This window comes from Micromonospora sp. NPDC048842 (assembly GCF_040649935.1).
GTDB classification, from domain to species: domain Bacteria; phylum Actinomycetota; class Actinomycetes; order Mycobacteriales; family Micromonosporaceae; genus Micromonospora; species Micromonospora hortensis.
Genome location: NZ_JBEZGK010000007.1, coordinates 184660 through 196641 on the forward strand (window position 1 = coordinate 184660; position 11982 = coordinate 196641).

Annotated in this window: 9 protein-coding genes; 5 read left to right on the forward strand and 4 right to left on the reverse strand. The window is 71.9% G+C overall.

Translation table 11 applies throughout. The features are described 5' to 3' along the window. The first annotated feature begins 113 nt into the window (after window positions 1–113). The 4 genes from AB0C19_RS12685 to AB0C19_RS12700 all read left to right on the forward strand — a co-directional run bounded on the left by AB0C19_RS12685 (window position 114) and on the right by AB0C19_RS12700 (window position 5848). Window positions 114–2507 carry a M4 family metallopeptidase gene (locus AB0C19_RS12685; protein WP_357183591.1) on the forward strand — a complete coding sequence of 798 codons (2394 nt, stop codon included), beginning with the start codon at window positions 114–116 and terminating at the stop codon, window positions 2505–2507. Between the two features lie 230 nt (window positions 2508–2737). Continuing rightward, a complete protein-coding gene (locus tag AB0C19_RS12690; RefSeq protein ID WP_238683049.1) occupies window positions 2738–3505 on the forward strand; it encodes an enoyl-CoA hydratase/isomerase family protein in 768 nt (255 codons plus the stop codon). A gap of 60 nt (window positions 3506–3565) precedes the next feature. Further along, on the forward strand, window positions 3566–4156 hold the full coding sequence (locus tag AB0C19_RS12695) for a hypothetical protein (RefSeq protein ID WP_357183595.1): 591 nt from the start codon (window positions 3566–3568) through the stop codon (window positions 4154–4156). 78 nt (window positions 4157–4234) lie between these two features. Then, window positions 4235–5848, forward strand: coding sequence for a serine/threonine-protein kinase (locus AB0C19_RS12700; protein WP_357183598.1), 1614 nt, complete (start codon window positions 4235–4237; stop codon window positions 5846–5848). Window positions 5849–5918: 70 nt separating this feature from the next. On the opposite strand, the gene AB0C19_RS12705 is transcribed toward AB0C19_RS12700, so the two are convergent. The 4 genes from AB0C19_RS12705 to AB0C19_RS12720 form a co-directional block, all read right to left on the reverse strand. Then, on the reverse strand, window positions 5919–6362 hold the full coding sequence (locus AB0C19_RS12705) for an HNH endonuclease (protein WP_238683052.1): 444 nt from the start codon (window positions 6360–6362) through the stop codon (window positions 5919–5921). Window positions 6363–6573: 211 nt separating this feature from the next. Then, entirely contained in the window at window positions 6574–7782 is a 1209-nt protein-coding gene (locus AB0C19_RS12710) for a hypothetical protein (RefSeq protein WP_266304295.1), read from the reverse strand. 67 nt (window positions 7783–7849) lie between these two features. Then, window positions 7850–9397 (reverse strand): FAD-dependent oxidoreductase, encoded by a 1548-nt coding sequence (locus tag AB0C19_RS12715; RefSeq protein WP_357183602.1) that lies wholly within the window; start codon window positions 9395–9397, stop codon window positions 7850–7852. Window positions 9398–9421: 24 nt separating this feature from the next. Continuing rightward, on the reverse strand, window positions 9422–9910 hold the full coding sequence (locus AB0C19_RS12720) for an MSMEG_6728 family protein (RefSeq protein ID WP_357183605.1): 489 nt from the start codon (window positions 9908–9910) through the stop codon (window positions 9422–9424). A 95-nt stretch (window positions 9911–10005) separates the two neighbouring features. On the opposite strand from AB0C19_RS12720, the gene AB0C19_RS12725 reads away from it, so the two are divergent. After that, window positions 10006–11976: an NAD-binding protein gene (locus AB0C19_RS12725; protein WP_357183608.1), complete on the forward strand. Its 1971-nt coding sequence runs from the start codon at window positions 10006–10008 to the stop codon at window positions 11974–11976. The last annotated feature ends 6 nt before the right edge of the window (window positions 11977–11982 follow it).

Genomic DNA, 11982 nt, shown 5'->3' on the forward strand with positions numbered 1-11982 from the left:
GAACGGCCATTGTCGATGTCTGGAAGCGGTCCGAGGCGTCCTTCCTCCCTCCTGGTAGCTGAATGTACATGCGTGACTACCCCCGTCACACTCTTCTCCTTCCAGGAGGGCACGTGAAACGAGCTCCTGCCGCCGTCAGCGCACTGCTGCTCACCAGCGGCCTGCTGGCCTGCGTCGTCACCCCGGCGCACGCGGCTCCCCCCACCGCTCCCTCGCCGGACGCCTCCGCCGTGGCCCGAGCGGCAACCGTCCTACGGACGAACCCCGGCGCGGTCCAGGGTTCGAGCGCCGAGTCCTACCGGGTGCACAGCACCAAGCTGGATGCCAGCGGTGCCGCCCACACCCGCTACACCCGCACCTACCGGGGCCTGCGGGTGTACGGCGGTGACTTCGTCATCCACACCGCGCCGAACGGCACGTACGCCGGCAGTTCGGTCGGACTGGCCGCGCCGCTGACCCTCGCGACCTCGGCCAGGACCAGCGCGGCGGCCGCGAAGAAGGGCGCCAGCGCCCGGTTCGCCGGTACGGCCGAGGCGGTGGGCACGCCGGAGCTGTTCGTCGACGCCAGTTCCGGGCAGGGTCGGCTGGCGTGGGAAACGGTGGTCAGCGGGTGGCAGCCCGACGGGCAGACCCCGTCCCGGCTGCATGTCATAACCGATGCCACCACCGGTGCGGCGGTCGGCGCCTACGACGAGATCGAGTCGGTGACCGGCACTGGCAACAGCCTCTACTCGGCCACTGTCAGCATCGACACGACGCTCTCCGGCAGCACCTACCAGATGGTCGACCCCTCCCACGGCAACGGGTCGACGTGCGACATGAACAACGGCACGTCGAGCTGCACCACGTTCACCGACGCCGACAACACCTGGGGCACCGGGGCCACCTCGAACCGGCAGTCCGCCGGCGTGGACGCCCACTTCGGCGCCGCCAAGACGTTCGACTACTTCAAGAACACCCACGCCCGTAACGGCATCTTCGGCAATGGCACCGGCGTGCCGAGCCGGGTGCACTACGGCAACAACTACGTCAACGCCTTCTGGGACGGTTCGCGGATGACGTACGGCGACGGCTCGGGCAACGCCCGCCCGCTGGTCGCGCTCGACGTGGCAGCCCACGAGATGAGCCACGGCGTGACCGAGAACGTGGTCCCCGGCGGTCTTACCTACTCCGGTGAGGCCGGCGGCCTGAACGAGGCGACCAGCGACATCTTCGGCAACATGGTCGAGTTCTACGCCAACACCTCGGCCGACCCGGGCGACTACCAGGTCGGCGAGAAGATCAACATCAATGGCAACGGTACGCCCCTGCGCTACATGTACAACCCGTCGCTGGACGGCGGGTCCGACAGTTGCTGGTCGAGCAGCACGAAGAACAAGGACGTGCACTACTCGTCCGGCGTCGCCAACCACTTCTACTTCAACCTCGCCGAGGGCACCGGCGCCACCGCGTACGGCACCTCACCGGTCTGCGGTTCCGCCCCCGCTGTCACTGGCATCGGCCGGGCCAAGGCCGAGAAGATCTGGTTCCGGGCGTTGGACGTCTACTTCACCTCCAACACGTCGTACGTCAACACCGGCAACCCGGCGAACACCGCCCGTGCCTACAGCCTGCGGGCGGCCACCGACCTGCACGGCAGCTGCTCCACCGAGTACAGGGCAGTGCAGGCCGCCTGGACCGCGGTGAACGTCGCCGGCAACGACGCGCCCTGCTCGACCGGCAACGACTTCTCCGTGGCGCTGTCGCCGACCGCCGGCTCGGTGAACCCGGGCAGCTCGGTCTCCACCACCGTGTCGACCGCCACCACCAGCGGCTCGGCGCAGACGGTGACCTTCTCCGCGTCCGGCCTGCCCAGCGGGGCGAGCGCCGCGTTCAGCCCCGCTTCGGTGAGCTCGGGCGGCTCGTCCACAGTCACCATCAGCACCTCGGCGAGCACACCGCCGGGCACCTACTCGGTCACTGTCAACGGCGCGGGATCGGTCACCCGCAGCGCCACCTACCGGCTCACCGTGAACGGCACCGGCGGCGGCTGCACCGCGCCGGGGCAGAAGCTTGCCAACCCGGGCTTCGAGTCCGGTACGACCGGCTGGTCCGCCAGCTCCGGCGTGATCACCAGCGCCAGCAGCCAGCCGGCCCGTACCGGGACGTACAAGGCATGGCTGAGTGGCTACGGCAGCAGCCACACCGACACGCTCGCCCAGTCGGTGAGCCTGCCGAGCGGCTGCTCGTCGTACACGGTCAGCTTCTGGTTGCACATCGACTCGGCCGAGACCACCACCAGCGTCGCGTACGACACGCTGCGCGTGCAGGTGCTGAACTCGGGCGGAACGGTGCTGGCCACCCTGGCGACCTACTCGAACCTGAACAAGGCCACCGGTTACAGCCAGAAGTCGTTCTCGCTGGCGGCCTACGCCGGCCAGACCGTCAACCTGAAGTTCACCGGCACCGAGGACTCCTCACTGCAGACGTCCTTCGTGGTCGACGACACCGCGGTCACCGTCTCCTGACCTGACCTGACCTCACCTGACGGCCCGGCGGCCACCCCTCACTGTGGTCGCCGGTCCGGTTTCCTGGCAATCTTGGACAGTTTCCGTTAGCGCATGACGGAAACTGTCCAAGATTGCTTGGCAGTCCGCGTGACCTGACCCCTCGCCGCGCCGTTATGGTCGCCGCACGCGTGCATGGCGTCGGCTCGCCAGATCGGCGCCGTCGGGCGGTGGCGCGGGAAGGGGCGGACGTGTCGGACGCGGAGTTGACAGTCGAGGTGACCGGGCCGGTCGCGACTGTGGTGATCCACAACCCGGCTCGGCGCAACGCGATGACCGCCGCCATGTGGCGTCAGCTTCCCGAACTGCTCGACCGGCTGGAGCCCGACCCCGACGTACGGGCGTTGGTGCTCACCGGCGCCGGCGACGCCTTCTGCGCGGGCGCCGACCTCGGCGATCTGGCCGAGTTGCTGGACGCCGGTGACGCCAGCATCGCGGTGGCTGCCGAGGACCGGCTGGCCCGGTTCGCCAAGCCGACGATCGCGGCCGTCCGGGGTGCCTGCGTCGGCGGTGGGGCTCAACTCGCTGTCGCCTGCGATCTGCGGATCGCCGCCGCCGACGCCCGTTTCGGCGTACCGCCGGCCCGGCTCGGGCTGGTCTACCCGGCACCGACGACGCGCCGGCTGGCCCGGTTGGTCGGCCCGTCCGCCGCCAAGCTCCTGCTGTTCACCGCCGAACTGATCGACGCCGAGCGCGCCCTGCGGATCGGCCTGGTCGACGAGGTGCTGCCGGCCGACCGGCTCGCCGAACGGGTGGAGGAACTGACCGCGACGATCGCCCAGCGGTCTCCGCTGAGCATCGCCGCCGCGAAGGAGATCATCGACGAGCGGGCCGAGGCCGCGCGGATCGCCTGGTGGCACCGAAAGGTGACGAGCACCGGCGAGGCCCGGGAGGGGGTCGCGGCGATCGCCGAACGCCGGCAGCCCCGCTTCGCCTGGCGGCCACCGACCGACCACTGACCGCGTTTCAGTCCGACGCGTCGATGGGTAATGCCGGTCCACCACTGGTGATCGGGGGCCATGATGCACACGGGGACCACCAGCCCGACAGGCATCGAGCAGGGGCGACGCCGGCATCGGTGGCTGCTTCCCGTTGCCCTGTCATCCGTCATGGCCGGCGCGCTCGCGGTCGGTGTCGTGATCGGTGGTCAGGACACCGGCATCTTCGACGGTGAAGCGCCGCGCTGGGCCAGCGACCTCGGACGTGTTCTGGTGTTTCTCGGAGTCATCGTCGAGGTGGCCGCTCTCGTCTGGGTCGTACGCACCGGGCGCTACCGAGCGGCACGGCAGTCTCCGTTGCTGACCTTGAGTTGGTCGCACCGTCGGCGGCTGACGAGGCAGGTTCGACGCGGCACACCCGAGACCGACGAAGACCCGGCCCTCCTCGTGGCGACCGCCCGACAGTTCGCCGGCCAGCGCTGGTTTGTGGTGCTGGCCGCCGGGTTGGCGATGACGAGCGTTGGTCAGGCATTCGTGGGGTTCGCGCCGTTCTTCGCGGTGATCGGCGGGTTGCTGCTGGTGATCTGGGCGGTGCTGATCGTGTCGGTCTTCCGGAACGCCCACCGGGGTGAGGCCTTTCTGCGGGACCACCCGGATCTGAGCGGACGCTAGCTGCAAGCCGGTCCCACTCATCGTGAGAGTTCGATCCCGGGTGCCCGGATCTCAGGCCGGTACGGCAGGCTGTCCGTCGTGCAGCGTGATCAGTTGCTTGCGGGCCGCTACCGGCTCCTGGAGCGCCTCGGCAGTGGCGGCATGTCGGTGGTGCATCGGGCGTACGACGAGGTGCTCGAACGGGACGTGGCGGTGAAGGTGCTCGTCGCCTCGGACACCAACGCCCGACAGCGGATCCGAGGCGAGGCCAAGGCCGCGGCCCGGCTCTCGCATCCTCACGTCACGAGCGTCTACGACTACGGCGAGTCGGCGCTGGACGGAGTCCAGGTTCCGTTCGTGGTGATGGAGTTGCTCGGCGGTCACACCCTCGAACACCGGTTGGTGGTCGGGCCGTTGCCGCCGCGCGCCGGTCTGCGGGTGTGCGCCGAGGTGGCCTCGGCCCTCACCGCCGCGCACGAGCAGGGGTTGGTGCACCGCGACATCAAGCCGGGCAACGTGATGCTCACGCCGACCGGCGCGAAGGTGCTCGACTTCGGCATCGCGGCAGCCGCCGGCGCGTCGGAGATCGACTTCGAGGGCCGGCTGCTGGGCACACCGGCGTACCTGGCGCCGGAGCGGTTGCAGGCCGGCGAGGTGCTGCCGGCCAGCGACGTGTACGCCCTCGGCCTGCTGCTGTACCGGGTGCTCACCGGCCGGTTGCCGTGGCCCGCCGAGGCGCAGACCGGGATGCTCCGCGCGCACACGCACGTCGAGCCGGACCCGCTGCCCCCGATCGACCGTGTGCCGCCGGAGGTGCACCGGCTCTACCGCTGGTGCCTGGCCGGCGACCCGGCCGACCGGCCGTCGGCCGCCGATGCGGCCCGCATATTGCTCGCCGCCGCCAGCGGGACGGCCCCCGAGGCGGCTGCCGTTGTCGCTGCCTCGGCGGCAGATGTCGCCGAGCCGACCGGCCCCGAGTCGACCGGTGCCACCACCAGGGCCACGCCAGCCGGCACCGCATCGACCGGCACCGCATCGACCGGCACCGGGTCAACCGGCACCGGGTCAACCGGGGCCGGGAAGACCGGCACCGCGCAGAGCGGCGATTCGGCGGCGCGGACGAGGCGCCGGCCGTGGCGTCGGGGGCGAGCCATTCTGACTGTCGGCGGAGCCGTGATCGCCGCGGTGGCGCTCGCCGGGTCGCTCGGTGACGTCAGCAATCGTCGACAGGGACAGGGCGCCGCGCCAACCGGCAGCGGCCCGGGCACCACCACTGTGGGGATGCCCAGCACCGAGGAGCCGACCGGCGCGGCCGATGCCAGACCGTCCGCCGTACCGCCGACCAGGAACACCGCGCCCGCCACCCGGATCAGCCCCCCGTCCGGTCCGGGCGGGCCAGTGGTCCCGGGCCCGACGTCCGCCACTTCTGGCCCGACCTCGACCTCGACCCCGACCACTGCCGCGCCGACGCCCACCGCTGCCGTCGGTGTACCCGTCGACGCCCGTGGCGGGACGGTCACCGCTCGCTGCGTGGGGAAGTCGGTCGAGGTGCTCACTGTGGTGCTCGCGCCCGATTTCCGGGTCGAGGGGTACGACAGGGGGCCGGCCAAGCAGATCGTTGTCGAGCTGACCTCTGCGGAGCACCGCAGCGAGATCCGGGTGCACTGCCCCAGTGGTCAGCTGAAGTCGAGGGTCAAGGAACGCGCCGCCTGATCGGGGGCCGGCGGGTGCCGCGCCCGGGACGTACCCGGGACGCGGCCCCCCGTTCCCGCCGGCCGGTCCGTCACCGCCCGGCCAGCGCCGCCCAGCCCGGGTTACCCGGCTCCCGGCGCAGCGGCATGCCCGCCTCCGCCGGCGTCCGATCCCCCTTGCGCTGGTTGCAGGCGTAGCAGGCGGCGGTGGTGTTCCGCCAGGTGTTCCGGCCACCGCGCGAGCGGGGCAGGATGTGGTCGATGGTGGAGGCCGGGCCGCCGCAGTACGCGCAGCACCTGTCGTCGCGGCGCAGCACACCGGCGCGCGACCAGGCCGGCCCGGAGTTGAACCTCCACCGGGTGACCACGAAGCGGACCAGCCGCACCACCCGGGGCATCGGGAAGACCCCGATCACCCGGTCCGGCTCGGCCTCGTGGATCTCGGCCACCCGACGGCAGAGCATGCGGACGGCGTGTTGGACGGTGACCCGGTGCAGCGGGCCGAGGTCGGCGTTGATGACGAGGACGGCGTCCACCGGGACTCCTTTCCAGAGGTGACGGACAGCAAGAAGCCGCCCGGTCCGGCTGTCGGACGGGGCGGCTCAGCGCGTACGGGTACGCGTCAGTCGGGCCGGCCCGCCCGGGGACCTTCCGCTCGGTAACCGTCGCCGGGCAGCGTCGACGGCACTGTGGTGACGTGCGACATCGTCATGAGCTGCTCCCGCGGTGGTGGTTGACCTTGCGCGCTCACGGTAGGTCGACGGGGGACACAGGAGCAACGTATTTCGATCGGCCGGGCTCGTCGGGACGCCGCTGGCGGCGGGTGCGGGGAGCCGCCTTGGCCGAGACCTGGGCTGTGGTCAGCGGTCGATTCAGCCGCAGCGCCATCCGAGCGGTGAGTTCGCTGTCCAGCAGCGGCCGGTTCACCTCACCGGCGACTGCTAGCGCGGGCCCGGATACCGACCGCCAGATCGCCGCCAGCCCGGCGCCGAGGCCTACCAGGGCCACTGTTGCCCTGGTGGTCGGTGAGCCGGCGGCCGCGGCGGCACTCACTCCGACGACCGCGAAGAGCACCAACAGCAGGGGTACGAGCACCGGCCAGAAGATGCCGCGCGCCGCCTGGGCCACCAGTCGGCGGTCCCGGATGATCAAGTTTCTGGCGACCACCGCGTAGTCCTCCTCGTCGAGCAGGTCGCGCGGGTGCAGGCCGCCGGTGAGCACGTCGCGCCAGAGGTCGCCCTGGCCGCGTAGCGCCCGGCTCAGGGTGGCGGGCGTCGGCTCGGTCGGGTCCCCGTGGCCGGCACGGTCGACAGCGCTCGCCCAGGCGGCCAGCGAGCGGCGCACCACCGCTGCCGAGTACGGCGGCAGCACGCTGGCCAACTCGTCCAGCCACCTGCTGATCTGGACCTGCCGGCCGCCGAACTGCCGCAGCAACTGCGTGACGTCGCCGGCTCGGACGGTGTCGGCCACCGAACGGCCCAGTCGGTAGGCCAGCCCGACCCGGTGGTTGGCGGCCATCGCCCAGCGCAGCACCTCCACGTTGAGGTCGTCGAGGGCGAGCAGCAGCGGCACCGGGTCGGCGGAGTCGGGCTGGCCCAGGTCGGGGAGCAGGGCTCTGGCGGCCGACGTGTCGGGTACCGGCCCGGTGTGCCGGGTGAGGTCGGCGATCTGAGCGAGGGCGACGTCCACCCCGTCGAGGTACATCCGCATCCGACGGTGGACGGACATCTCGGTGAGGTTGGAGAGTTTGGCCGGCGGTACGGCAGGGCGAGCCTCGACGAAGGCGCGGGGCTCCGCGTGCTGCCCGTGGTGGTAGGCGTCCGCCATCCACCATCCCAGCCGGAGCGCGGTGACGATGCACGCGCGCTCGTCGCGGATCAGCGGGTACGCGTCGTCGTGGCCGATCTCGTCGATCGGCGACTCGTTCTCCGCGCCGGCGCGGTGCAGTGGTGACATCTCCCGCTGCCCTCCCGCCCGGCCGATCGACGGTTGATCATTCGAGCGTACGGCAGCGTACGGTGGCTTATGTTGTGTTTTGTCGATTTGGCCTGCCGGCCAGCAGCCCACGCGGCCGGATCGAGCGCACCGGCTCGGCCGCGCCACCCTCGGCGCGCAGGATGTGGTTCGCGGCGATGATCCCGGTCGCGGCCGAGCGTTCCATCAACGCGCTCGGGAAGTCCGTGGCGATGCCGTCGCCGGCCAGGTAGAGGCCGTTCGCGTCGGTGCGTACCCCCGGACGCCACGCGTGGCTGCCCGGCGTGAACGCCGGCGCCTGCGCCTCCACCCGGGCCCGCAGCTCGCGGACCCGCAGGTCGCCCGCCTCCGGCCAGAGCGCGACCAGTTCGCGGCGCATCCGCTCGGCCAACTCCTCGGCCGGCACGCCGGGCTCGCAGGCGTACGCGTGCAGCTCGACGACCGACCCACCGGTCTGCTGCGCCCAGCGCCGCGGCTCGTTCTCCAGCCGGTGGTAGAGCGTCACCGAGTCCAGAGTGGGCTGGCGGGACACGCCGCTGAACACCGCCCGCTCGGCGGCCACGTCCCCGTCACACCAGTAGCGCGCCACCGCGTACGGCGGGCCGGGGACACCGAAGGCCGGCATCCGTGCCGCCAGCTCGGGTGCCTGCTCGGCCACGTCCGGGGAGGCCGCCACCAGCGCGGCGAGCGCCGGCGGGTCGACGGCGAGCACGACATGACCCGCCGGATGGCTGCCGCCGTCGGTGGTCGTCACCCGCCAGCCCTCGGCGTCGCGGTGCACCCCGGTGGCGGCGCAGTTGGTGAGGACCCGGCCGCCGTGCTTCTCCACGTGCCGGGTCAGCGGCTCCCAGATCGCCGTGGCGTAGTCCTCGTCGGGGCAGTCGAAGGCCAGACCCTCCGGGTTGCCGAGCAGATAGAAGTGGAACTGGGCGACCATCTCGGCGGCCGACATCTCCGCCTCGTGGTTGAAGAACGAGTGCGAGAAGACCTCGAACAGCATCGCCCGCGCCCGGTCCGGCAGTCGCAGCGACGCCAGCAGCTCGTCGGCGGTGCTGTCGTCCAGGTCGGCGTAGGTGCGCACCGGGTCGTAGCTGAGCAGCGGCAGCGCCGCGTCCCGGTCCATCAGCCGCAGGTCGGCCAGGCGCAGGCTGGGGCTGCGCAGCAGCAGCGCCAGCAGGTTCGCCGGCGGCGCGGGCGGCAACTTGCCGAACTCCTCGGTCGGCCACTGCTCGCTGAGAATCGGGTAGCCCGGAATCGGCTTGAGAAAGCCGAGGTCACTATCGATCCGGCGGAGGATGGACCGCCAGTTGTAGTACTGCCGGAAGAACGCGTGGAAGCCGTGCTCGTTCTGCTGGTGGCCGTCGGCGAGCGCCTCCGGCCAGGCGCCCAGTCGACCGCCGAGGGTCGGTGCCGCCTCCAGCACCGTGACCGCCACACCCCGCTCGGCCAACACGACCGCCGCCGACATCCCGGCGATGCCGCCGCCCACCACCAGCGCCGTCGTCGGTCGCGGCACCCGGTCGGCGCCACCGCCGCCCGGGTCCACCTGGTGCTGCCGTACGCCGATCAGCCGACCTACCACTTGCGACAGCGCCATGGGCCCAGTCTGCCCCACCTTGGATCAGTCGGCTGGCAAGCAACGGCGGGGACGGTCGGAGGCTGGCCAGACGTACTCCAGATCCTCCGGCACGTCGTCGCCGAACAGCGGGCGGTAGTGCGTCGGGTCCTTGCGCAGCAGCGACGAGCGGTGACTCAGGTGCAGGTCGTCGCGGCCCAGCCACGGTGGCAGCTCACCGGCTCGGGCCAGCTCGTCCTGGGTCCGTACGACGCCGGCCCCGCAGGCTGCGGCGAGGTCGACGGTCATCGTGGTGGCGCAGGTGTCGGCCCGCCCCGGTTCGGTCCAGACCGCGCACATGTCCAGCCCGTAGCGGACGAGCGCCTCCTCGTACCCGGCCCACATCTTCACCGCCGGGTGGTTGCGCCAGCCGTACCCGGGCCGGGTGAGCCCGCGCAGCACCTGAATGGCCTCCACCCGCTGCTTGCCGAGCCGCTTCTGGTCCAGCGTGCGGGCGCTGGCCAGAAAGCCCGGGTACGGGAGGAACGTCTGCATGTCGCTGCTCTACCCGTCGCCGGGGCGGACATACCTGGTCGCGGGATGATCCGGACGGGGTCGCCCACCGTGGCCGTGCTGATTACGATCCGGGCATGGCGGAGCCGTGGCGGGACCGGGCGCGACGGGCGGTCGAGTGGAACTGGCGGCTGCGGTCCGTCGGTGATCCGCGCCCGCACTACGTGATCTGTGGCAAGGACGCGCTCGCCTACTACGTGGCCCGGGCGATGCTCGAATCCGAGCTGCCGACGGGTGGGGCCCGGGTGACAGTCGTGGTGCCGGAGCGTTACCGCAGCAACGGGCCGGACGTGGCCGGGCTGCGCGGCGTCCGAGTGGTCCGCTCGGACCGGCTGGACGTGACCACCTTCGAGGCCGCCGGTCTGGCCGGCGCGACCGGGCTGGCCCTGTTGCACCAGGACGACGTGGGCAACCTGCACGCCGCGCTCTGCGCCCAGGCTGTCGACCAGCGGGTCCGCCAGGTGCTGAGGATGTTCAACGGCACCCTCGCCGACGGCGTGCGCAAGCTGCTCAAGGCCCCGGTCGAGGTGCTCTCCGACGCCGAGATGGCCGCGCCGGCGTTCGTGGCCGCCGCGCTGAACGAGGTCGACCCGAGTTCCTTCCAACACCGGGACAAGACGCTGCGGGTGGCGCGTCGGGCCGACGTCCGACCGCAGGACGTGGTCTGCGCGTTGGCGCACCTCAGCGAGGCGCAGGGGGTGGAGCTGCTGCCGGCCGAGCAGGCTGGCGCCGACCTGGTGCTCGCCGAGGCGACCGGTCAACCACCGGGCACCGAGGTCGCCGCCCGCCGGTTGGTCCGGGCACGTCGGCGCCGTCGTCCGGTCGCTGTGGTGATGGGGGCGGTACGTGGCTTCGCCACCCGCAAGATCGGCATTGCGGTGATGGCGGTGCTCGCGCTGATCGCGGTGCTGGGGGCGCTGATCTCCCGGGCCGAGGACGTCTCTCCGCTGGAGGCGCTGTACCTGACGCTGGTCACCACGCTCAGCGGCGCCGACCCGGACACCACGAAGGCAGCGGACGCCCAGATCATGCAGGTGGTGCTCAACCTGGCCGGGTTGGCGCTCATCCCACTGATCACCGCCGTCGTGGTGGACGGCATCGTCAACGCCCGGCTGGCCCTGCACACCGGCCGCCTGCAACCCCCGCGAGTCGGGCACGTGGTGGTGATCGGCCTGGGCAACGTCGGCACCCGGGTGATGGCGCAGCTACGCGAGTACGACGTCGAGGTGGTGGCGATCGACAAGGATCCGGAGCCGCGCGGCGCCGCCCTGGCCCGCCAACTGGAGGTGCCGCTGATCGTCGGGGACGCCGCGTTGCCGGAGACGCTGGTCGCCGCCTCGGTTGCCGACTGCCAGGCGATGGTGGTGGCGTCGACCGACGACGTGGCCAACCTGGAGGCGGCGCTCGCCGCCCGCGATCTCCGCGCCGACCTGCGCGTCGTGCTTCGGCTCTTCGACGGTGACTTCGCCGAACGGGTGGAGGAGACCTTCGCGCTCGGCGTGTCCCGCTCGGTCTCCTACCTGGCCGCCCCGGCCTTCATCGGGGCGCTCACCGAACGTGCCGTGATCAGCACCATTCCTGTCGACCGGCACGCGCTGCCGGTCGCCGAGGTTCCGGTCGCCGCCGGCTCCGAGCTGGACGGCCGACCCCTCGACGTGGTCAACAGGGACGGGCAGGTCCGGCTGATCGCCCGCACCCCGGCGGGCGGCGCCAAGACCATTTGGTGGAAGGACCTCGACCCCCGGCAGGTGATCTTCGCCGGCGACCGGCTGACAGTCGTCGCCCGGCGGCGCGGGTTGGACTGGCTGACGCGGCAGTGCGCACCGCCGGCCCATCCGGGTCCGGTCCCCCGGCCGGCCGGGGCGGTGCACGGCGGGGTTCGCACCCCAGCGGCGGCGTCTCCCACGGTGCCGGGCCAGACGGACTCGGGGGGCGGCGCGGCACACCCCGTTGCCCCCGCCGGGGGCGCTTCCCCGACAATCGCAGGCGGCCCACCGAACGACTCCGAGCTGACCCGCCGACGTGACGAGACGGGTGAGGTGAGCTGACACCAC

Excerpts from the sequence above, each read along its gene's own strand:
- AB0C19_RS12695 (WP_357183595.1), top strand. The coding sequence starts at position 3,566 with ATGATGCACACGGGGACCACCAGCCCGACAGGCATCGAGCAGGGGCGA.
- AB0C19_RS12710 (WP_266304295.1), bottom strand. The coding sequence starts at position 7,782 with ATGTCACCACTGCACCGCGCCGGCGCGGAGAACGAGTCGCCGATCGAC.
- AB0C19_RS12715 (WP_357183602.1), bottom strand. The coding sequence starts at position 9,397 with ATGGCGCTGTCGCAAGTGGTAGGTCGGCTGATCGGCGTACGGCAGCAC.
- AB0C19_RS12720 (WP_357183605.1), bottom strand. The coding sequence starts at position 9,910 with ATGCAGACGTTCCTCCCGTACCCGGGCTTTCTGGCCAGCGCCCGCACG.
- AB0C19_RS12725 (WP_357183608.1), top strand. The coding sequence starts at position 10,006 with ATGGCGGAGCCGTGGCGGGACCGGGCGCGACGGGCGGTCGAGTGGAAC.